Annotated in this window: 21 protein-coding genes; 8 read left to right on the plus strand and 13 right to left on the minus strand. The window is 51.1% G+C overall.

Going from position 1 to position 22753, the window contains the following annotated elements:
- Positions 1-2: 2 nt before the first annotated feature.
- Both H6624_06570 and H6624_06575 read right to left on the minus strand, forming a co-directional pair.
- Positions 3-2693 (minus strand): hypothetical protein, encoded by a 2691-nt coding sequence (locus H6624_06570; protein ID MCB9083988.1) that lies wholly within the window; start codon positions 2691-2693, stop codon positions 3-5.
- A 71-nt stretch (positions 2694-2764) separates the two neighbouring features.
- Positions 2765-3583 (minus strand): TIGR02147 family protein, encoded by an 819-nt coding sequence (locus H6624_06575; GenBank protein ID MCB9083989.1) that lies wholly within the window; start codon positions 3581-3583, stop codon positions 2765-2767.
- A gap of 137 nt (positions 3584-3720) precedes the next feature.
- Between H6624_06575 and H6624_06580 the strand changes: the two genes are divergently transcribed.
- From H6624_06580 to H6624_06590, 3 genes are read left to right on the plus strand one after another with little or no spacing between them, the layout of a single operon-like run.
- A complete protein-coding gene (locus tag H6624_06580; protein ID MCB9083990.1) occupies positions 3721-4839 on the plus strand; it encodes a hypothetical protein in 1119 nt (372 codons plus the stop codon).
- Positions 4839-5699: a hypothetical protein gene (locus H6624_06585; protein MCB9083991.1), complete on the plus strand. Its 861-nt coding sequence runs from the start codon at positions 4839-4841 to the stop codon at positions 5697-5699. The genes H6624_06580 and H6624_06585 overlap by 1 nt, the downstream gene beginning before the upstream one ends.
- Before the next feature lie 23 nt (positions 5700-5722).
- Complete coding sequence (locus H6624_06590) at positions 5723-6415, plus strand: hypothetical protein (protein ID MCB9083992.1); 693 nt, start codon at positions 5723-5725, stop codon at positions 6413-6415.
- Positions 6416-6474: 59 nt separating this feature from the next.
- On the opposite strand, the gene H6624_06595 is transcribed toward H6624_06590, so the two are convergent.
- A complete protein-coding gene (locus H6624_06595) occupies positions 6475-6822 on the minus strand; it encodes a DUF3147 family protein (GenBank protein MCB9083993.1) in 348 nt (115 codons plus the stop codon).
- Here H6624_06595 and H6624_06600 point away from each other — a divergent pair.
- Positions 6821-7648 (plus strand): hypothetical protein, encoded by an 828-nt coding sequence (locus H6624_06600; GenBank protein MCB9083994.1) that lies wholly within the window; start codon positions 6821-6823, stop codon positions 7646-7648. The genes H6624_06595 and H6624_06600 overlap by 2 nt on opposite strands.
- A 14-nt stretch (positions 7649-7662) precedes the next feature.
- On the opposite strand, the gene H6624_06605 is transcribed toward H6624_06600, so the two are convergent.
- A complete protein-coding gene (locus H6624_06605; GenBank protein ID MCB9083995.1) occupies positions 7663-8634 on the minus strand; it encodes a hypothetical protein in 972 nt (323 codons plus the stop codon).
- A gap of 137 nt (positions 8635-8771) precedes the next feature.
- On the opposite strand from H6624_06605, the gene H6624_06610 reads away from it, so the two are divergent.
- Entirely contained in the window at positions 8772-9530 is a 759-nt protein-coding gene (locus tag H6624_06610; GenBank protein MCB9083996.1) for a TatD family hydrolase, read from the plus strand.
- A 6-nt stretch (positions 9531-9536) separates the two neighbouring features.
- Positions 9537-10331, plus strand: coding sequence for a tRNA threonylcarbamoyladenosine dehydratase (locus H6624_06615; protein ID MCB9083997.1), 795 nt, complete (start codon positions 9537-9539; stop codon positions 10329-10331).
- Here the strand turns inward: H6624_06615 and H6624_06620 are convergent.
- From H6624_06620 to H6624_06630, 3 genes are all read right to left on the minus strand, one after another.
- Positions 10304-10714 carry an arsenate reductase ArsC gene (locus H6624_06620; protein MCB9083998.1) on the minus strand — a complete coding sequence of 137 codons (411 nt, stop codon included), beginning with the start codon at positions 10712-10714 and terminating at the stop codon, positions 10304-10306. The genes H6624_06615 and H6624_06620 overlap by 28 nt on opposite strands.
- A gap of 1 nt (position 10715) precedes the next feature.
- Positions 10716-11411: an MIP family channel protein gene (locus tag H6624_06625; protein ID MCB9083999.1), complete on the minus strand. Its 696-nt coding sequence runs from the start codon at positions 11409-11411 to the stop codon at positions 10716-10718.
- A gap of 140 nt (positions 11412-11551) precedes the next feature.
- A complete protein-coding gene (locus H6624_06630; GenBank protein MCB9084000.1) occupies positions 11552-12517 on the minus strand; it encodes a c-type cytochrome in 966 nt (321 codons plus the stop codon).
- 129 nt (positions 12518-12646) lie between these two features.
- Here H6624_06630 and H6624_06635 point away from each other — a divergent pair, with 129 nt between their 5' ends.
- Positions 12647-13870 carry a hypothetical protein gene (locus H6624_06635; GenBank protein ID MCB9084001.1) on the plus strand — a complete coding sequence of 408 codons (1224 nt, stop codon included), beginning with the start codon at positions 12647-12649 and terminating at the stop codon, positions 13868-13870.
- A 138-nt stretch (positions 13871-14008) separates the two neighbouring features.
- Entirely contained in the window at positions 14009-15433 is a 1425-nt protein-coding gene (locus tag H6624_06640; protein MCB9084002.1) for an adenylate/guanylate cyclase domain-containing protein, read from the plus strand.
- Position 15434: 1 nt separating this feature from the next.
- Here H6624_06640 and H6624_06645 read toward each other — a convergent pair whose 3' ends face one another.
- The 6 genes from H6624_06645 to H6624_06670 form a co-directional block, all read right to left on the minus strand.
- Entirely contained in the window at positions 15435-17285 is a 1851-nt protein-coding gene (locus tag H6624_06645) for a response regulator (protein ID MCB9084003.1), read from the minus strand.
- Positions 17282-18934 carry a hypothetical protein gene (locus H6624_06650; GenBank protein ID MCB9084004.1) on the minus strand — a complete coding sequence of 551 codons (1653 nt, stop codon included), beginning with the start codon at positions 18932-18934 and terminating at the stop codon, positions 17282-17284. The genes H6624_06645 and H6624_06650 overlap by 4 nt, the downstream gene beginning before the upstream one ends.
- A gap of 8 nt (positions 18935-18942) precedes the next feature.
- On the minus strand, positions 18943-19416 hold the full coding sequence (locus H6624_06655) for a purine-binding chemotaxis protein CheW (protein MCB9084005.1): 474 nt from the start codon (positions 19414-19416) through the stop codon (positions 18943-18945).
- On the minus strand, positions 19413-21203 hold the full coding sequence (locus tag H6624_06660) for a chemotaxis protein CheW (protein ID MCB9084006.1): 1791 nt from the start codon (positions 21201-21203) through the stop codon (positions 19413-19415). Before H6624_06660 ends, H6624_06655 begins: the two co-directional genes overlap by 4 nt.
- Positions 21204-21354: 151 nt before the next feature.
- Positions 21355-21855: a chemotaxis protein CheX gene (locus tag H6624_06665; GenBank protein MCB9084007.1), complete on the minus strand. Its 501-nt coding sequence runs from the start codon at positions 21853-21855 to the stop codon at positions 21355-21357.
- Positions 21856-21869: 14 nt separating this feature from the next.
- Complete coding sequence (locus tag H6624_06670; GenBank protein ID MCB9084008.1) at positions 21870-22283, minus strand: response regulator; 414 nt, start codon at positions 22281-22283, stop codon at positions 21870-21872.
- Positions 22284-22753: the final 470 nt, after the last annotated feature.

The raw sequence follows: 22753 nt of genomic DNA on the forward strand, positions 1-22753 counted from the left end.
GACTAGCGACAATTGTCGAGAGTCTCTCGGATGGCCTTTTCCCACTCCCATTTCTTAAAGGTATCGGTCTCGCGCAAATACTGACCCATCTGCTGGGCCAAATGAGCCCGCCGAGACTGAATCACCGACAGTTCACACTTGCCCCAAAGCATATCAAAGGAACTAAAAAAGGCACTCATTAAATCCCCGCGGACGGAGGAGTAATCAAACTCAGGCTTTAATCGGTGCATATAAGTCAAAAAATCCAGGGCGAGAGCACCGTAGACATGACCATACCTGGGGTCCAGGTAGCGGCCTTCACGACGACTAAAGCGATCCCCACCAATGCAAAAAGCCACCGAACTGGCTCCTTTGTAAAAGGTGTCGGAATCACAGGAAGACTGGAGACGACCCAGTTCAGTGATTTGTTCGAGGGTCACAAAGTCCTGACGAGACCATCCTTCTTTAACTGCTCGTTTCACCAGATCTTTGAGGTACCTGTCATTGTAGAAGTCCTTGTCACCACCGGTGCGGTTCTTTTCGCGAGTGGAGAACTCGGAAGCCCCCGCCATGGTGTCGGCCATCTCACGGAGTCTTTCGATCGGTAGACGATCCTGAAGGACCGACTCAAAAAGTTCGGTGCCCACCCTCTCCATGCCAATGGCCTGGGAGTGAGCGAGAATGGCGCGAGCAAGATCCTTATACTCAGCCGTCAGGCTATGCGCGAAGGCCACAGCATCGCGGTTTTGCACAAAAGATCTCTTAAGATCTTGAATCAATCTTTCAGTACTCTTTTGAAAAGGGTCGACTGAGTTATTGAGGCCAGCCAGGACCCAATTGATCTGCTGTTCATCAGCTTCACCGGTTTTAAGCCACTGCAGAACCATTCCCACCAAAGCGCCACGTTGACTGACTAACAAAGGATAGGCTTGAAATTGGTGCTGGAGATTTCGAAAACGATCTCCCCATTGTCTGAGTTCAGATAGACTGGGACGCTTCTGCAGAATTTGATTGTGAGTTTCCCGCTCCCACTCAGGATAATCTAGAGCCCGGGCCACATTGAGAGTGTTCAGGGCCTCAGCTTTATACTCAACTGACATCTGCTCGGCAAAAACCAGTTCTTCTTCATGGCTTCGGGGCTCACGAGCCAAAGCCCACAGGGCAGACTCTACAGACTGCGGAAAGACGTCTACAACTCGCTCCAAGGCCATGAGGATACGGGTAATATGAACGGGGGAGACGTTTTCGCCCGTGTAGGCCCATGACAAGCCCATGTGGTAAACAGTCTCGCTAAGAGCGCTCTGCAGGCCGGATACCTTGGTTAATTCAGCCCGCAAGTACTCCAGGTTTAGAGCCACATCCTGAATGACGGGAACTCTGCCACTAGGATCCAGTTCGCCCTGGATGTGCAGACCCGAGCGCATGACCTTGAGGGCGTACTCGGTCAACACCTCATTCCAGCCGGCATAATCGGCATAACGGGAAGGGACAACAAAGGCCAAGGCAGTGGCAAGCACTTCTTTAAGGCGGCCGTTCTCCCGCACCACCTGATCCAAATCTTGAGCCAAGGCCCGACAGGGAGTAAGAGCCTCATCGACCGAAGGTACCACCCGATCGCGGCGGGCCGTGGAATCATCCAGGCGACTCAAAGTCTCCACCCGCTCTTGAAAGCAGTGACTGGCCGATGAATTCTCGAAGGCCACCAAGCCTTGGTAAGCAACGCTCTCAAGAGCAAAATTCATTTGCTCCGGCTGGTTCTCTAAAGACGAAATGCGGAACTTGGCCACCCACTTGTACGAGCCCGAATCGCTCGTGTTGACCACTGAACCATACTGAACACGCGGCGCCCGCCGGTGCCACTCAAGGGCAAAGTTGCCACTGGCGCCACGTACCAGCTCCACTAACATTTCTGTGGGAGCCACTAATTGAGGATACTCGGAGTTCATCCACAGGGAGTTGTGCCAGCCAATCATGCGCACACTTTCAATCCCCGGTTCTGTAGCCAGGCGAAAATACTTTTCTGCTTCTTCACGGCTTAAACCCAGTTGGCCAGCAATCATCGGCAAGGACTCCTGAAGGGCCATCTGCAGGTCATGAAGTGGTTCAAAAAAGCGATGTCCTTTAAGTTCAGCAAACTCAGAGCCGCGATACTCTTTAAGGCTCACGCGACCAATGCTGCTTTTCGCCTGGGTGCCCGGCTGCCAGTAGCTATCGACATTCATCGTACGTGCGATCACTGATTCGTAGACTTTTTGGCCAAAGAGAAACACCTGGCAATTGGAACCATTACGTTTGGCTTCTGCTTGAACCGTGTAGCTGTCGCCATTGACCGTAACCGTGTATTCAAACTTGGATTGGGACTCTCCCGAGTATCCCGTCGTTCTTCCCAAAAAGGCCATCTCGCCTTGAGGCCCCTTCACCACCATGGACAATGAATTCTTATGTAACAACGCGGCCGGATCAATTCCCATATCATGAATGTCGCTACCCGAACGGCCATTGAAGGCCTGAGTGGCATCGCAACTTTTGAGGACTTGCAGCTTCCAGTTTTCGAATGTCTGACGATCTTCGGGAGTAAGTTTGGCCAAAGCCTCTTCAGGAGTTTTTGGACCTTGGGGGCCGCCGCCTCCGCCGCCTGATTTTCCGCCGCCTCCACAGCCCAAAACCACAACGGACAATACGAGAGCCAAACACCAATTGACAAGTGTCGTCATAAATCCCCCTCCGGTTGAGCTGTGTTGGCTAGCACGGTTGGGGGTGGGTTTCCAGGTTAATCTGGTTAAATCTAGCTCCATGGGTAGAGGTCGAAATTTATTTGGTAGGCCTTTTGGTTTTTGGACTGAGAGACAATCCCTTCCACTTTCTTCAAGAAATACTGGAACTCTTTTTGAATGGATTCCTCGGCCTGATCATCAGCAGAAAAGGTCACAGACAGGGTGTAGGATTCGTTCCAGGGCCGGCGCATGATCTGAAAAAGGCTCATCGCCCGCATCAAGTAATGGTTGAGCTTGGTCAATGGATGCTCACGCTTTAGATGAATACCGGGCATTTGATTGACCCAACCCTTTTCTCTGTCCTTTTGCAGAACACCCAACTCTTCCAATCTCTCGATCAGCTCTTTAGTGAGTTCGGGGGCCAAACCCATGCTCTTTGACAGGCGAGTGGTGGTGGGCGGACTCTCCCCATCTTCCAGGGTGGCTCCGATGTGAAGAACTTGAAGTAGTGGATTCAAATAGTAATCCTCAAGCCCTTCCGCCGAGGAAAAAGACTTACTCAGGTGAGAGCTGCTCAACAAAAACTGCTTCTGCATCTGTTGGACTTTGCGCCTCAAGAAGTCCTTGCGATCAGCCAATCCGGTTCTCTGCAGTTCGACCAAAAGTTCTAAATAGTGGGCCTCGTCTTCGCTCAGACCCAGGCTCGAAGCCAACAGGAAGACCTGGTCGCTGCTCAGGTCGGCTTCGCCATTGAGGACCTTGGAGAAGTAGGATTTTTGGATGCCCACCTGTTGGGCCAATGCTTGAAAGGTCACCGGCTGGCCGCGGGACCGTTGCTCACGCACCCAAGCCCTTAAAAATTCTCGGTAATTATCGAATTCAAAGATCATCAAAGAGCCTTCAAAAGTTTCTTAATAATAAACTTTTTTGGGAAAATTTTCCAATAAATTTATTTACAGTGAACGCCAATTTGGATATTAATGCGATACGTCAATTTAAGTCTGGAACGTAGCGCAAGGAGCGTCCGATGAAAAACCTGAGTCTGGCCCTGTTACTGGTGATGACCACCCTGATTCCATCGCTGAGTCAGGCAGAAAACATGGCCTATCTGTTTAAAACCAAGGGTAAGGAAAAGGCGATTAAGGATCAGACTTACCTCCCCGGCAATTGGACAGGTTCAGGCGGTAACGGTTACGCCCTTGCCTTCAGCCATTTGGCCTATCGCCTCCATCGGGAAATGTTAATGGAGCCTTACGAAGAGCGCCAAATCCAGGTCCGTGACCGCATCAACCCGGGAAGCTTTTTGCAGGCGGTGGATCGCACCAAAGTGGTGATGGTCCAGGAGCCCGTCTATGACCGCCACGGTGATGAGGTCACGGCTGTTTACATGCTTCCTGATGAAGTCAAACGGGCTCTGATTGAAAAGGGATTTCCACCTGACCGAGCCACTGAACTGGTCCGCACCGATTTCGAGTTCGGCATGATCAAAGTGAATGAAGCTCGCTTTCGAGGTGAATTGGAAAATGTTCGCATTGCCCTTGGAACCATCTACCACGAGTACTTGCGAGTGATGGGCATTGGCGAAAACCATTACAATGTCTCAGGTCGTACTTACGATGCGACTTTTATGAACAACCTGGTTCGCCAATTGGATATCAGCTCGGCTTCTCTATTTGACCAGGTCGAGCGCACCACCCGAGTGGAAGACTTCTTGCCCACTCATATCTTTGATGCCATCGAAACTGAAAAGACCCGTCTCAAGGGCGAGCTTTCCGAAGACGAAAGTGACCTCAAGGCCACATTGGCTGAACGTCGACCCATGGTGGATGAGGCCCGCAAAGCCTTTTCCGAAATGGGCAACGCCTATGCCGACATGGTGGGCTCGATGGGGATTGTCCCCATGCCCTTTCCCTCCAATCAGGAAAGAGCTCTTCGTGGCGTCTTCAAGGGTGCTGAGAAAGGTATGGGACTTCAGGAGAAGATGAAGTGGATTGAAGTTCTTAACCTGCGAATTGATTTTTTGACTGCCAACTTGGAACGCAACTACGAATTCTATTTGTCGCTGAACAAGAAGCGCCAGGAGATCTTTCTGCGCGCCATTGATGAAGAAGCCGAGCGCTGGTTCCAAGACAGGAAGCGCCCGTGATGAGAACTCTTGCAGCCCTTTCTTTCATTCTCACCAGTTTGCTTTTGCCCCATCAGGCATGGGGCTTTGGCATCGCTGCTGTGGTGAAATTTGACCTCTCCGAAGGATGGATTCGGGTGGAGCCTCACTTGATGAACATCGGAGTGGGAACGGGAGCATCGGCGAGAAACAGATGCATCGGCCTCTGCATTAACTTCAGCGATCCCTTTGGCAGCAAACAACGGGCCTCTGAACAAGACAGTGCCAGCAATTCCTACTTTTTTCTCCTCGGGGATCCGGATGATCTCTATTTGGCCCTTTTTAGTTTCTCTTGCGCCAAGGGCAGGTGGCTCGTGAGTGCCCACACCGCTCTGGAAAAGATCCGCTTTGTGCGTGGGGAAATCAAAATGCAAGGGCATTTGGCCACTAACCGCGGCATTGTCGCCCCGGTGATGGCTTCTTCCTATCCCTGGTTTATGGAGAACCTGCGCAGCTACAATGATTATCTGCAAAAGGTCACTCCTCGTCAGGGCTTCCCGGCTGAAAAACCCGAGGACTACGTCAACGAGATCTGCACCGATGAGTTCAAACAAAAGATGGCCGCCCACCGCCTGCCAACTCTTGCCCCTCGGGCTGGTGAGAACGGTATCTTTCAACAGGAGTATCGAAACAACGTGATCCGTATTGAATGGGATGCGGCAAATTACTTGGATAAGGTCGAACGCCGATCCTTGGAAATCCTCAATCGGGTTCATGAAGTGACAGGCGGATCCCCAGAGGGGGCGGCCCTTCCTTACATAAAACCTCAATCACCAAAGAGACCTTCCCGGAGTCGAGACAACTCCTGGGATTGGGAACGCTCATCCGGGGGTGACCGATGATGCTGCGAACGCGGGAGTAAAAAATGAAAACAAGTCAAATCCTTATGTTAGGCTTAGCGGCGCTAAGCTTGGTGGCCCACTCTGCTCAAGGCTCCAGTCTTCAGCAGGAATTCAACATGACTGAGGGTGGTGATTACTACCTGAAAAAGGAAGGGCACCAAAGTGGCCTATTTGCCCCCAGCTCCTATCACCAGGTGCGCTTCGATCCGGTGATGAATCAATGTCTGCACTTTTTCAGTCGGTCAGAAGAACTGGATGAGTTCTCCCACCAGCCTGATGTGATCCCCTCTAAGAATTGCCGCTCCTATTTTGTGGCCACGGCAGTGAGATCTCTGGTCGGATCCTGCGCTCGACGGGTGAGCGACGGTGACAGCTGGAGTGCCCGGGGCGTGCTGCGCGAAGGGGCACGTTGGCACTACCTTCTCACCGCCGATTGCCAGTGCCTTTACTACCGCAAGTGGCGGCAATCCGGTGTGGCAGCGGAAGGCGGCCGTTACTACAAAGGGGCCAACTACCGCCAGTGCCTACCTGCTTTTGATGTTGAAACCCAAAGACTGATTATTGCTCTCATCCAATCCGGTGAATGGCGAAACTCCGCCAAAACTTATGATTCGGTCGAACCCCAACACTGGGTTACCCAGGTCAGCGAATCCCTGGGACTTTCTCCCCCTCAGTCCCATGATCCGGATGACGACACCAATGCCCACGGTCGGTAAAGGCCTCTCGGTCAGCGAGAGGCCTTGCCGGCCTTTTTCCCTTTGGTACCAAAGGGAACCTAAACAACTCCAAAGCTGCGGAGGATTTTGACAAAGCCGAAGTAAGCGCCACCCATGACGGCACAGGAGAGTGTCAGTGACAGCCAGAAATTGAGCCCGGACTTTAGTAGAAGTGGCAAAACCAGGAAAAACAAAAAGCTGGGCGCAACCACCCAAAAAATCGAATAGGACAGTTCGCTCACCTGCTCCACACTTTTGGTGTCCCAATAGAGCCAAACCATAGCAAGAATCGAGGTCACGGGCAGTGAAGCCAACAGTGCGCCTGCCAGGGTCCACCGCTTCGCTGCCTCGGCAATCACCACTACCAGGACCGATGTCACGAGAATTTTGACTGCATATTGAATCATGACTTCCCCCTGTCGTCTAGACTCAGGTACAGCCACAGAGAAGTCAACTGGAGAGCCCATCCACCCAAGCAGCCAGAATTCCAGTCAATTTTCGATAGGCCTTGAGGTTTTGCCCGGTGGATTCTATCTTGAATATATGACCATCGACTTCAACTATAAATTTGAGTTCGCGGATATGTTCCCTCTCGAATTTCATGTGTGTCTGGATGCCGAAACCGGCCGTCTCAACCTTCCCAGTGACCTGGAAAACGAAGAATGGACGGACCTGGATTTCAATAAGTGCGACCATTGCCCATTAAACTCCAATGACCATCCCAGCTGCCCGGCAGCGGTGGGCCTGGGCCACATGGTGCAATCTTTCCAGGATATGAAGTCTTTTTGGGAAACCAAGATCACCGTCACCACCAAAGAGAGAGTCTACTTAAAAGAAACCGACGTGCAGACGGGTCTTTTCAGCTTATTTGGTCTCATCATGGCCTCCAGTGGTTGTCCCCACATGGATTTTCTGCGCCCCATGGCCCGTTTCCATTTGCCCTTTTCCACAGTTAATGAAACGGTGATGCGGGTGACTTCCATGTATCTTTTGAAGCAATACTACGATGCCAAAAAGGGCATCTCCCCCGATATGGAACTTAAAAATTTGGATGAGCTGTATAAAAACGTCACCAAGGTGAACCACAGCATTCTTGAGAGGATCCGTCAGGTGGGGCACGGCGATTCCAAATCGAACGCCGTGCTGATACTCGATTCTTTTGCTTTTCTCCTCACCAACGAGCTGTCCAATGATCTTTCCAGCCTCAAAGAGATCTTCGACAGCCCACTTTAATCGCTGGCGAGAAATCAATCGCACTCAAGTCCCGGGCTATAGCTGAAGCTTGAACCATCAATAAAAATCCAGGTGTAGCTGTGATTATTGATGTAGGAATCCTCGCACTCAAAGCCGGTAACGTTGATGACTTCATACTTCACATATTTTTTTGCTGCCTCAACCATAAGCTTGTCTTGCCAGCCTTCGATTTTGCGACCGGTGTTGAAGTAAGTGAACGTCTGATACTCCCCGTCGTCGATGGTGTATCTTTCCCAATCTGAATCCCAGGGGATGTGATCAGGATGGCTCCAACGCTTACCTTCGCGAAACTTCTTGGAGATGGCGTCGGTGCCGTTGACTGTATCAATGCGGGTAACTGCGGCCATTTCCGCATCAGGAGCTGTCTTGGCAAAATAGGCTTCAATCTGCAAATCCTCAACTGGAAAGGGAATGCCCTCAAATTCATTGTCATAGCTGGACGTCATTCGCTCATAAAGATCCAGGATCTTTTTGAGGTGATCCAAGGAGTCAACCTGCTTGTAGTCGAGCTGTCTTTCAAACTCGTCCATCACCATCATCCCTGCTTTTTCCGCCAGGTCCGACAACTTCTGGGAGTCCACCTTTTTGTACTTCAGCGTCTTCTTGTAGCGGGCATCGGCGGGGTCACGGAGCGACGAGAGCTTTACCGTGATGTCTTCTTTGTCAGAAGTCACTGCTAGATCAAGTTGGTAAAATGTCTCCTTGAGGGACAGCTTTTCCCCTTTGCGGAACATGAAGAACTGGCCATCGAAATGGCGAACCTGAAGTTTTCCACTCTTGTAGCCAAATACAATCAACCAATCGTCCGGATGAAAGCGATCGTCATCCATCCAGGCCAGGTATTTTTTGTTTCCTGAATCATCCTCGGTGACGAACACCTTGCGGGCCGACACGTCTGAATAAGCCCAGCCCGTTTGCGCGCAAAACAACGACAACAGCAGTGACAGCAAAATGCCAAATTTCATCTGGATCCCCCCAAGATTAAATTCAAATTCACGGACCATTTCTATCTAGATGTGGACCCAAAGGGAGGATAGGAGCCAGGACGGTATTGTAAAATAATCGCTACCCCCATCCCCCCTTTTGCCGTTAGCATGGAAAAATGTGGTGGGACGCGCATAGCCATTTAGGCTTTTATTCCGACTCTCAATTGGAGCAGATTTTTGGCCAAGGCCGCCTGCTGGGTCTTTCAACCTGGGTTCAAGGTGGCTACGATAGCAAGGACTGGCGGCGCCAGGAAAATCTCAAACAGCAATTCCCCAACCACTTTCGCACCGCCTATGGGCTTCACCCCTGGGCTCTTGCTGAAATGGATGAGGAAACCCGCGAACAGGAATGGCAGACTTTGAAAACCATGGCCCCGGCGGCTCATCTCATTGGCGAAACAGGGCTGGATTCCTACCGCACGACTGATCCCGAGACAATGGCAGTTCAGGAAGAGTTTTTTATTCGTCACCTGGAGCTGGCGACAGATCTTAATAAGCCCGTGGTCCTACACATGGTGCGCGCTCACAGCCAGGCCCTTAAGATTCTCGATCAGCACTTTAACGGCAACAAAGGCATTGTTCATGCCTATTCCGGAAGCCCAGATGTGGCCCATCAATACACCCAGAGAGGTTTTTTAATCTCGATTGGCCCTGGAGTCTTGAAAAAGGGCTACAGACAACTTAAACAGACTGTGGAAAAGCTCGATCCCAAACACATGGTGGTCGAATCCGATTCTCCCCATGATCCGGAGAATCCCGAGTTGGAAGTGGACTTGGTATTGCGCGTGGCCCGGGAGATTGCCGTCCTTAAGAAGATGGCTCCGGAACAAGTGCTCAATCAAAGTCAGAAGAACCTACTCAACTTAGGACTTTAGGAAGCGATGATGGTATCAGATGACTATGCATTTCGTTTTGGTGGCATCGGACGGCTCTATGGGACTAAGAGCCTGCAGACCTTGGCCGCAAGCCACGTGGCTGTCGTCGGCCTGGGCGGTGTGGGATCCTGGGCTGCTGAGGCCTTGGCGCGTAGTGGAGTGGGCACTCTCACGCTGATTGATTACGACGATATTTGTCTTTCCAATATCAATCGTCAACTCCCCGCCACTCAGGAACAAGTAGGCAAACTCAAAATTGATGTTCTTAAGAATCGGTTTCTGTCCATCAATCCGGAGCTCAAGATCCACCTTAAAGATAAAGGTTTTGACCCGAGCTCTTGCACGGACCTCTTTGATGGTGGATTTAATTTGGTTGTAGACGCTATTGATGATCTGCCCAATAAATGCCTCCTCATTGCGGAATGCCAAAAGCGGGAAATCTCACTAGTGACGACGGGTGGAGCAGGCGGCCGTCGTGATCCTTCCTTGATTCGCATTGCTGATTTGAGCCAGTCCTTTCAAGATCCCCTCCTTGCCCGGGTGCGGAAGGTTTTGCGGCAGGAGTATGGCTACTCAAAAAACGAAGATGATCTTTTTCATGTTCCTACGGTGTTTTCCACCGAAAGACCTTACTACCCGACGGCTGATGGCTGTGTGGTACAAAGTAGTGCCAAGGACAAAAAGCCCAAAGGTCCTTTGGACTGTAACACCGGCTATGGGACGGCTACATTTGTCACCGGAGCCTACGGATTTGCTGCAGCCTCGGTGGCCGTTCAGATCTTAGTCGACAAAAACTCCTGAAGTTTCAGATGAATTTGATCGCGAATCTTGCGGAAAGACAGCAACATTTCTTCACTGCTTGCCGCCGCCGGATCGGGAAGTGGCCAGTGAATACGCTGCGCTGGGCTCACCACCAATGGACAGACCTCTTCAGCACAAAGGGTGATCACATAGTCCAAAGAGGACAAAAACTCAGGCGAGAAATCATCGACGGATTTGCTCGTGAGCAGGTCCGTGGGAAGATTCTTTTCTTTGAGAACTTCAAGAGCACAGGGATGAACCTTTCCCGAGGGCTGCGAGCCCGCACTAAAACACTCGCCCCGATCACCCAACAGATCGCGAGCCAGAGCCTCAGCCATTTGACTGCGTGCCGAGTTGGCCACACATAAAAATAGGAGTTTCAATTCAGCAGCAGCCATGTTTGGGTCCTCCCCCTTCTGAATCAGTATTTGGCAGATCACAGCGGATTTTCTCATAACACCAGGCTGCGGCCATTGCGCCTAAACTAGGGCCCAAGAGATAAATCCACCAAACCAGCATTTCCCCTTGAAACAAATTGGGACCAAAACTGCGCGCTGGGTTCATAGATGCACCAGTCACCGCCCCTCCCAGCCATGCACCTACCATCACCGCACTGCCAATGGCCACACCGGCCATCATACCCACCGCCCTGGTGTCGGTCGCCACAGCAATAATCACAAACATTAATAAAAAGGTGAGGACAAACTCCCAGCCAAGGGCCATCAGCCACGAAGTGGCCGGTACAGTGGCTGCGAAATTTTCAGAACCGGGCATAAGGGCTGCCATCACTCCACAGGCTGCCATGGCACCCGAGTATTGGGCCACCCAATAGATAGGAAGTTGCTTCAGGGGGAAATGGCGAGCCACCGTAAAGGCCAAGGTCACCGCTGGGTTAAAATGAGCACCGGAAATGTGACCTACGGCATAGATCATGATGGCCACCACTAAACCAAAAACCACCGGCACCGGAATGTCGGCAACACCGTAGATTTCGCCCATACGAACCGATCCACAGCCAACAAAGACGAGAAAAAAGGTGCCAATAAACTCTGCCCAAAATTTGTGCGCCCTTAAGCTCACTACTTACTCCCCTGATTGTTGGAGTACTATCATCCTAGAAATCAATTAGACCAATTGAGAAAAGAAAACCTAACCAAAACCAAACAGTTTGTGCCAGGTCAAACACTCCCCTTCCTCTCACAGGAAGGGATAATCCTAGGCTACTGAGGGGTCAAGCCAAGGCGGCTGAAATAAATGGCGAGGGCGTCCAAATCCTCATCCGTCAGAGCTGGGTCCTGAAACTTAATGAGATTAGGCATTAACATGCCAGGACGTTGCCCATCGCGAAAGGCCTTGAGCTGGCTAAAGATGTAGCTGCGTTTTTGACCTGCCAAATTGGGCCAATCAGGATTAAGCGAGCGGAAGAATACATCATCTGCATGACAGCCTGTGCAGGCCACATTGGTGACAATTTCCTCACCACGAGCCAATTTCTTTTCCAGATCCTCGATTTCCTCCTGAGGAAAGGGAACCTGAAAGCGCAGTCGGCTGTAATAGGTGGCTACCAGTTCCATTTCCTCGTCCGTTAAGTTGGCGGCAAAGCCGTCCATCACTTTCATGGCTAAATCCTGGCGTTGCCCGCTTTTGAAATCAGCAAGCTGCTTGAGGAGATAAGGTTTTTGTTGACCACCGATATAGGGCACCAAGGGATTTTCACCTTCACCAAACATTCCGTGACAACCAATACACCTTTCCACCACGGCGTAAGGGCCAGGAGGAAGAGGTTCAGGCATGGGAACTCCCCCTTGGCCACCAGACCTCACCGCCTCGATCCAATCACGCAAGGCCTGCTTTTCCTCTTTGGAAAAGGACTGACTTTCGGGGCTGCCGGGCTGGGGCATATTATTGTCCACAAAAACACGCTTCCAAAGTTTGCCATTTTGGATGTACTGGAGAGCCAGCTTTTCATCAGTCCAGTCCGGAGCCGATTTTCCAGGGTGGCAGGATCCACAGTTTTTCTTAAATATGGGCCGAACTGTCTCGAAGTTCGCATCACCTGTTTTCCCCTGGGGTGATCCCGTGGGAGTCACAGGCTTGTGGCGGCCGTCGGGGGTACAGGCCAAGAACGCAAAAAGGGACACCACTGTGAAAAATCGAAAAAAGAATGGGGGCAAATTGGGTCTCATGTCACACCTAGAGCTTTTATAGGTTCCGATTGAAATTGTTCAAGTTGACAAAAGCAACATTCAAGCCAAAAGTGGGTGGCCAACGTCACAAAATGCCCGGCAATATTGCCTGCTTAGGAGACTTCTGTTATGCCTTCATTTGCGCCCATTTTCCGTCCATTTTTGTCCCTTTTGCTCCTCCTGATTGGCCTCAATCTGATCACCCAGGTGAGTGAGGCTCGCCCTGGATATGCTGTCCGCCATGGCTTTACCAAATGTACGACTTGTCATCTTTCTCCCGCTGGCGGTGGACCTCGAAATGTCATGGGCAAGGCTTTTGGGCTCAGAGGATTTTCTCCGGGCCCTTACAATTCCCAAGATTTGTGGTCCGCAGATGTGCGCGGTCTTTACTACTACCCGGAAAATCCCACCAACGGCAAAGGCGGGATGGGGGTCATGGCCGGAAACATCAGTGCCAATCTTCCTGTACATGTGGACGAAGAAAGTAAAACCAAACTCCGCGCGGTTTTGTCTCACAATCTAGGCGGATTTCCTGCCGGCGCGGGCAGCCCCCGCGAAGTCTTTCTCCGTTGGGAATTAAAAGAGGATTCTGAAGGAGGGGTCTTACCTCAGTATGCTCTCCTCGGCCGCTTTGTTTCACCTTTTGGTATTTTGACTGACGAACACCGCACCTACACCAAGCTTCAGACTAAGAGTACTTGGAATGATCTGGATATGGGCGCCATGTTTTCCGGAGATCCAGCAAGTTTTCTGCACTATGATTTAGCTCTGTTAAATGGACAAAAAACCGCTGGGGCCGGAGTGGCGGCTGGCAATGCGGCCACTTGGGGGGGAGTGCTCAATTTGCGTTTTCTCTCCACTTCCTTTCCTCTTGGCTTTGGCCTGAGCGGTCTCCATTATGAAAAGGTCAAAGATCAAGATTCTCCCTCGGCGGGAGCCGCCTACCTGATGCTCAGTCTCGACAAAGTCACCGGCAACACCATCAAAGGTTCTCTGTTGGCTGAGTATGTGATTGCCCAGGGCTGGAACTCCACCCTCAATAATTTTTTCACCGACTCGGCCTATCAGACCTCGGTCGCGTCCAGTGAGTCCGAGGGTTGGTATGCCTTTCTAAATTGGGATCTGACGGAAAAATTGAGCTTTGTTTACAAGTACGATCAGTTCACCCCCGACAGAAAGTTTGCGGCTGACAGCTACACTCGACACGGAGCTGGCTTCAAGTATTACTTTGGTCCTAACCTCTTCACCCAGATTCGTGTAGAAAAGGCAGAAGCCACCCACCCCACTGAGGATAAAGGCACGGAAACCGGTGCCCTGGATGCCACCTGGGCCTACCTCCAGCTTTCTATTTAATTCCATCCCCCTTCAAGCCAAGATGAGACCCAGTTGTCGGGGTCCTGAAAAGGACCCCAGACCTCAACGAGGCTGGTTTAAAATCCGATAAAACATGAGAGAAACTACTGACTTAAATGTCTGACTAATTAGGAACTCATGTTTAGCTTTCGCATCCTCAACGACCTGGAAAGAATGAAGGACACGCAGATGGCCATTCGCATTGCCGTCATCTATCTTGTCGTGCCTTTTTACTTTCTGTTTTGGATCAACGATTGGTTGTTGTTCCCAGAACAAAAGTGGACCTTGCTCTTCGTTCGCTGTTGGATTGTTCCTCTAGCACTGAGTCTTTATTTGGCTTCTAAGAAATTCCGCACATGGAAAAAGATCCAAAGAGCCGTACTGGTTTTTATGCTTCTCACTGGTGTTCACACCTCGGTCATGATGTATGTGGGCGGTGCCTTCAGCTACACCTATGTAACGGGCCTGGTCCTCATGCAGGTAGCAACCGTGGCTTTTGTGCCCTTTGATCGCAAGTATTTTATTTGGGCTCCCACCGCACTTCTCCTGCCCCCCTTTGTCACCGCAACCTTGTTTTTTATTGAGAGTAGTGACCAGATTGCCATTAACCTTCTATACGTCGCCGCGGGCCTGTCTATTTCGGTCTTTATGCGCCAGTTTATGGAGCGCTTTCGCATTAACGAACTCAAAGTCCGCATGGACCTCAAAGGTGAGGTCAACAACCGACAAAAAGTGATCGAAAATAAGACTGAAGAAAATGTGCAATTGACGAACTTAAGTCGTCAGTTTTCGCCGCAAGTAGTGGAAGCCCTACAGTCTTCAAAGTTGGGCTATGACTCCAAAGTCCACAATACGGAGATCTGCGCCTTGTTCGTAGATATTGTCGGCTCAACTACAATGGTTGAATCCCAGTCTGGTGACGACATTGACCAGCTGATCACCAAATTCATGGAGATCAGCTCCAATGTTCTCTTGCGCTTTGACATCACCATCGACAAATTTTTAGGTGACGGAGTGCTGGCATTCTCCAACGTGCCTTTCGAATACGAGGATTTCATTGAACGGGCTATCAAGGCCTCCCTCGATCTGCAAAGGGCCTTTGCCGCCGAACAAGAGGATTTGGACCACCTGGCTGGCCGCCCCTTTCAGATTCGCATAGGAATCGCTGTTGGCCACGCTTCCGTTGGGTTTTATGGCTCCAATTCGACCTACCACAGCTACACGGCCATCGGATCGGTGATCAATCTCGCCCACCGTCTATGTGATGCCGCCGAGCCCGGTCAAATCACCACTCATCAGGAGCTCGTCGACCGGGTTGTTTCCAGTGATACGCAAAAGACCTTCGACGTTCAGGCTATAGGTGAACGAGACCTTAAGGGCTTTGGCAGCAAAAACATTCTGACCATTGAAGCTGCCCAGTCCTACTGCAGCTCCCAGGCCGAATCCAACTGCGAATTGTGCGGCGGAATGCTCCGCCTCGATCTGTCGGCTCCGGGCGCCAATATTTTCAAATGCCGCTCTTGCGGCCACACCGTCATTGAGAAAGTGGATAAAGCCGGTTGAGTTAGCCGGCGGCTTTTTTGCTGGGGAGGGCAATCAGGTCGAGGAGTGACTGACGAATAAATTCCACATCACCGACGTGCTCCACACCGCCATTGTTGAAGGCTTCTTTGGGCATTCCGTAGACCACACAGGACTCTTCATCTTGACCAAAGGTCAAAGCACCGGCTTTGCGCAACTCCACCATTCCTTTAGCTCCGTCAGCACCCATGCCAGTGAGGATTACCGAACAGACCCGGTGGCCATGAGGGACACTGGACAAAAACAATTCATCCACTGAGGGGCGATGGCCATGCCTGGCGTCTCCTTTATAGGGACGGATAGTCAGCTGCTCCGAGCCCCGCCCAATATGCAGATGGTAGTCGTCAAGGGCGAGATAAACATGGTTTTCCTTCAGCACCGGATCATGAGCCGGATCTCCCAACTCTAGTCCAGAGACCTGAGCCAACCTTTCAGCGAAGGCCTGCAAAAAGTTCTTCGAAATGTGTTGGACGACGACAACAGGAGGACTTGGCTTGGGCCAGTTGCGCAAAATCCGCGTCAAGGCCTGGGGCCCACCCGTGCTGGCGCCAATCAGAATAGCATCTGGCACTGCACTTTTGCGCAAGCCCAGGGACACTCGGCCGGTGTCGCCCGTGCGGCCTTTTTTTACCATCTCTGCCTGCCGAGTGATACCTTCGGCCGTCAGTTTTAAAACGTCTGGGCGCCCCGACACCGTCACCTTGTCAAGGAATTCCACTGAATCTCTCTCCAATACTTCCACCACCTTAAAGGCCTCTTTAGGGTGGGCTTCGCTAACGATGACAACCGGGGTGCGAATGTTCCGCTTGCGGACATCTTCAATCCAATCCCCGCCAGATCGGTCGGGCATATGGAGATCAAGGGTGATCAGGTCGAATTTCCTCTGATGAATGGCCGCCTCGGCTTCTGCGGCACTCGCAGCCTGCACGGTGCCAAAGCCCCATGCTTCCAATTGTTTGACAAGAAACCTTCTGTAGGTGGGCGAATCGTCCACCACCAGTACCCACTTTTCCTTTTCTTTCTTTTCCGATTCCCGCCGGTACACAGAACCACCGAGGGATTTCAATCCGTAGTCTCCAGCCTCCACAGCCTCGCAGTGACCGACGATAAAATGACCACCCTCCTTGAGGTACTTCTGCTGATTGCCAACAATGGAGTGTACTTTAGGCGATTTGAAATAAATCAGGACATTGCGGCAGGCAATGACATCAAATTTGTCCAGGTTGGCTTCTTCCACCTGGTTCAAATCAATACGCCGAAACGCCGTGCGGTCACGTATCTCCTTGGCAATGGTGAATAGTCCATCGGTCTTGCCCGATCCTTCGAGCACAAATTCCTGAAACTCATTAGGGACCTCAGAAATCTTGCGCGTTGGGTAGATCGCCTGGCGAGCATAATTTAAACTAATCACATCAATATCGGAGCCGAGGATGCGGTATTCGAAGCTGGGTCGATGCTGACGGACTCGTTCCAGCACCATACCGGCCGTGTAAACTTCCTGACCCGTCGAACAGGCTGAAAACCACAGTCTCAGGGGACTGAGAGCATGGTTGTCACAACTCATGGCAAGCTTATACAGAAAATCAAAGTGTCCCTTTTCCCGAAACCAAGCTGTGGTGTGAATGGTGGACAGGGAAATCAGATGATCAAATTCGCCTTCGTCCCTTTCAATGCGCTCCAAATATCCCTTAAGGTTGGGTATCTTGAGATTTTGCATACGAAAGCCAATGTTGTTCATGATCATTTCCCGACGGAAGTCTTCCTCATAGGCAGCCCCCGTCAGATTGCAGATCATGTCAAAGAGGAGTCTCTCCTCGGTGGGACTCAATCTCATTTGGCCTTCTTCTTTTTGAAGGATTCGTCATCGGCGTTCACGCCCGACATGCTGACCACCTTGCGGTCGAGGCGTCCCACCTGATCCTCTTTAGTTCCCACCTGGGGTTTCGTCTTCCCTTTGTGACGGACCAGAATTCGATCCACTAAGGAAAGCATATCCCCACCTGACTGAGCCTTGCTTGGCAGAGCTCCGGGATCAATTTCGTCCTTCTTGTCTCCCCAATAGTCTTTGTTGCGAAATGGGGTTTTCCCTAGATCCCGCAAGCCCTTTTTACCGACCACTAGAGTCTGTAAACCTTGGGCGATCTTGCGCAACTCTTCGCCTTGGACCTTGGCCTTTTCAGCTAGGGCCGACATGTTGCGGGCGGCCTGGTTGTTGTTCTGTGCCGTTCGGTCTAGCTCCGTCATGGACTTGGAGGTCTCCTCAACCCCCAACTCCTGTTCTTTCGTGGCATCACCAATTTGACGGATCTTTTCTGAGATCGAGAGAATTTGCTGGGAAATATTATTGAATGTCCCGAGCGCCTCCTCCGTCACCTCTTTGCCTTCTTTGACCTTTTTTTGCACATCATCAATCATGCCGTGAACCTGCTGATGACTGTTGACCAGTAGACTCTCAATTTCCTTTGAAGCCTTACCTGACATCTGAGCCAAATTCCCGACTTCTTCGGCGACCACGGCAAATCCTCGCCCGTGCTGCCCGGCTCGCGCTGCCTCGATGGAGGCATTGAAAGACAGAAGCTGAGTTTTGAAGACAATGTCATTGATAATTTTGGTCTTGTTGCGAATCTCACCAATGATCTCCACCAGACCCGCCAGTTGTTGGTTGGAACCCTCAATGGATTCCATGGAGCTGGCCATGTCCCCCATGATCCGGCTACCGTCCTGTGTGCGATCTCTGACCGTTTCCGACATTCTTTGGCATTCGTTCACATGACCGGCCGTCTGGCTGATCATACTTTTCATTTCTGCCATTGCCGAGACGGATTCCTGAACCGAAGAGGCCTGGGCGGCACTGGAAGAGGAGAGTTGTTCGGCCGATGATTTCAAGGTCAAACTCGTTTCCTCGTTGACTGTCGTCCCCTTTTCCAGCTGGTGGCGCATGCGATTGAGAGGCTGGACGATTCTTCTCACCAGCAGGAGAATCAAAATAGACATGAGGACCTGAATTCCAAGTACTACAGCAATGACAACTGCAATAGACTGACGGGCCTCAAACAAGGCTCCGTTGTAGTTGTAGGCCAAGTCCATACGCCCAATAACTGTGCCCTCTTCATTGAACAGGTCTCTGGAAATCTGCGCCCGATTGGGGACCTCGCCTTTTGGGGAGGATTCATAAAAAACGCTTCCCGTTGAATCCAAAAAGACAATTCCATCCACCACGTGATCTTGCACCAGCTGAGTGGTCACTTTGGCCAGACTGATTTTGTCCTGGTTTTTGATCGCCACTGAGGCCAGAACTTCCAGGGCCGAGGCCACGGAATCGACTTTCACGTCAGCGCCATTTTTGAGGACAATGGCTTGGTTGCGAACCTGAACGTAGCCGACAACAATCAGGAATATGGCAATAAACAGATTCACCGGGATGATGATACGATTGCCAATGGAGCGATTTTTGGCCATGAGATGATCTGTGACTTTCATCATTCCCCCTACTAGCCGACCATGTCCGAGACTTGGTCGAGCTGTTCATCGGTCAACAATTGAGAGAAGTCGAGCAAAGTGATCAGACGATCATTGAGATTGCCCACGCCAATGAGATATTTTTGTTCAATCTTGGATTCCACATTGGGCTCCCGGTCGATGGCGGCCCCTGGAATACTGGCCACTGACTGAACCGAGTCTACTGTAGCAGCCAGGGTGCCTCTCTGAGTTTGAAAGATCAATTGGCACTTGGTATCGTCAGGGTCGATGCCCAATTTGCGCCTCAGGTCCATTACGCCAATGATTTCACCACGGAGATTAATGACTCCGTCAAAGTAATCCACCATATTGGGAACGGGCTTTGCCTCACGGAATTCAATCACCTCTTTCACTCCCAACAGGGGCACCCCATAGAGTTCCTTGCCGAGGTAAAAGAGCAGAAACTTGTCCTTATCCGCTTCTTCATCTAACTGATAACTGGTCATGCTGGCCTTACCTTTGATGACATTTTTTTGGCAATACTGGGTAAACTGACAATCATACTGGGTTCGCCATTGGACAGAATCGTCGCCCCACCCACACCGGGTATCTTTGCCAGGTGATCGGCCAGAGGCCGGACAAACACTTGCTGTTGCTGTTTGACTGATTCGACCCAAAAGGCAAACTTGCCCACCTCGTTCTCGTAGATCAGGGCGGGAAACTTTTCCCACTTCAACTCGTCTTCCTGGTTTCGGGCCTGGATCGTGCTGGGAAGGTAGCGCCTTAAGGGATTTAGTGGCACGACCTTGCCTCTGATATTGATCATCTTTTGGGTTTTTCCCGTACTCTCGATGGTGTAGTCGGATAAGTCAATGACCTCTGACAAGTCCTTTGTTGGGATGGCGTAGTCAAGTCCACCAATTTCGATCACCAGAGCGTCCATAATGCTGAGATTGATGGGAAGATTCATGCGAATGGTGGTGCCAATGTCCACTTCAGACTCAATGGCGATTTCCCCACCCAAGGAGTCGACGGCCGTTTTAACGATGTCCATGCCAATGCCCCGGCCGGAAATGTCGGTCACCTGTTCAGCGGTGGAAAAACCGGGCAAAAAGATGAGCTCCATCTTTTCATGGTCGGTAAGATAAGTGTCGGCATCGATCAATCCCTTGGCTACCGCCTTCGTCATAACAGCCTCAGGATTAATTCCTTTGCCGTCATCACTAATGGAAATCGTCACCCCACCGGCCTCGTTGACCGCTTGAATGCGAAGAAGAGCCTGGTTGGGTTTGCCCTTGGACTCCCGACCTCCTACATCTTCAATTCCATGATCGACGGCATTGCGGATGCAATGAACCAAAGGCTCTGAGACCCTCTCGATCACTGTTCGATCCAAGGCCACCTCATCGCCCACAACTTCAATTTCCACTTCCTTGTCCTGCTGGCGGGCCACATCCCAGGCCGTACGGCGCAGCTTTTGAAACAGCCCGCCAAGGGTTTGCATCCTCAGATCCAGGGCTGCCGACTGAAGGGCCTTGGCAATCTTGTTGGTGGCCCCTAGGGCGTTTTCAAAGACTTCTGTGTTCATTTGTCCCTTATTCACACTCTGATTCACAATCGACTGATTGAGGGACAATTCACCGATCAACTGAATCAACTCGTCCAGTTTTTGCGCGGAGACTCTGATTGTAGAATCCCCTTTGCCTTCACCCGAGTCAGCTGCACCGGGCTTTCCACCCCCAGTTCGGCCCGAGCCACCTCCATGACCCATGCGGGGGTCGGCTCCAGATGCCAACATCTCTTTAAGATGATCCTCCAGCTCTGGAGAGGAGGAACTCTCTTCAGTAGGCGTTCCCTCAGTTGGAGATTCAGCTCCCTTGCTGTCCTCAGTCGATACTTTCACAACAGAAGCCGACTTTGACTGGTCAATAAAGATTTCCAGCCGGTTTTTGGGCTCGGCTAATGCGGGAACAAAGGCCATGTCCTTGTTGAGTTGATTCAACCAGTCCTTAAGCAAAGTTTCCAAGTCGAGGAGGAAGGCCACCAAATTGGGATCAACACTCAGTTCCTGATTCACCACCAGACGTAGGAGGTCTTCTGTGCGATGACAGAAGCGAATCAGCTCTTCCAAACCAAAAATTTGCGCGCCACCTTTGAGATTGTGGGCAATGCGATAGAGAAGCTTGGCACTTTCCTCGTTGAAACCACGTCCCAACTCCAAGCAGGCTTCTTCCCACTTTTCCAGGTTCTCTAAACCTTCAACGACATACTGACCGATGAGATCATCAAACATAGGCCGATTGATTCCTAATGAGTAATAAGGGCATTCCTTTCTATATAATAGAAAATTCTGCGGAATCAGGTCAGACCAGGCTCGAAAGTCCTCGCAATTCTAACGATTTGTCCTGTTGATTAATTGACGGCTCCCAGCCCTAGGGGTGGAATCAGGAGCGGATGGTAATGGAGACCTCAAACTTCTCTTCGCCCAACTGAAAGGGCAGGACAAGAGTCTGGCCCACCTGGACCTTAAAAATCTGGTGGTTCTCACCCACAACAATGTCAGGAATGGCCATTTTGAAGTCATAGCCCAGCTCATTAAGACCACGCTTCACCATCGAGTAAATGACGTTAGTCAGCTCGCCCACTCCCTCTTTAACGGTCTGATCCACTTCTTCGAAGTCGCGCCCGTAAATATCGCGAAGGATGTTGAAGATGGTCTGCTTGGGAAAAGACACCGTCAGTGTGCCTTCCATTTCCTGTTGAACCATGCCCACTGTACCAGACACATCCCCCTGATCCACATGGTCGCGCTCAAAGCGATGCTCGCCGGTTTTGGCTTCCAGATTGAACATACTTAGAAACACATCGCGAACATTGCTTTCCACAATGTCAGCGACCTGATCGGTCAGTTCAAAATTGGTTGTGGCCTTCTTAGCAGCACCCATAAACGCTCATCACCTCAGGCCGATTGGGCTGAACCCGATCGAAGGCCTTCGAGTTTTTCCTTTAGCTTGTCGATGGAAATTGGTTTGCAAATGTAATCATTGGCGCCAGCCTTTAAAGCGGCCTGCACCTTTTCCCGATCCGACTCACTGGTCACCATCACCACTGATACGCTATCTAGCTTGGAATTAGATCGCCATTTCACAAGAAGATCGTAGCCCGTTCCTCCTGGGAGGTTCCAATCCAGAAAAACGATGGAGAAGGGACGTTTGGCCTCAGTTGCTTCCATCATCAGCTGATCGGCAACGGAGATGTCAGCCGCCTCGGCAAAATTGGAAAAGCCGATGGCACCGAGGGCCCGTTTGAGCATGGTGCGCATGAGTTCAAAGTCGTCGACGATCAAGATTTTCGCTTGAGGGTCCAACCCCATACCTATTTCTCCCTGTCTTTTTTTGGGCAGAAAAAACCAACATAAAATAATCGGAGATTCAGCCCCCCCACTTGACCAAATTTGCCATTCAGATTGCCTATTTAAATCCACACGATTTATTTTCTTTGGCCCGTCCCCCTTTGATCCATTGCCACCCCGCGCCCCCCGTCCCATTTAGGTACAGATATCTGATATCCGATATCCGATATCAGATATCCGAGGTGGGTCTAGATGCAAGGCGGGGATGGTTTTTTCGACCGCAGGCAGTCAGTTGAGCGACCGAAGGGAGTAGGCTCAACTGACCGGGTCAAAGACCCGCAAGGGTACGTCGGAGGAAGAAAAAATCATCTCCAACGCCGCAGATGATCCCTTTTCACCAACCTCATCAGCATCCGGGTCAAAAGAGTCCAGATGCAAGGCGAGTGGCTCTCCTCACCGAAGGCTGGTCAAAAAGGCCTGAATCCAAGGCG

This window comes from Pseudobdellovibrionaceae bacterium, assembly GCA_020635075.1.
Taxonomy (GTDB): Bacteria; Bdellovibrionota; Bdellovibrionia; order Bdellovibrionales; family UBA1609; genus JADZEO01.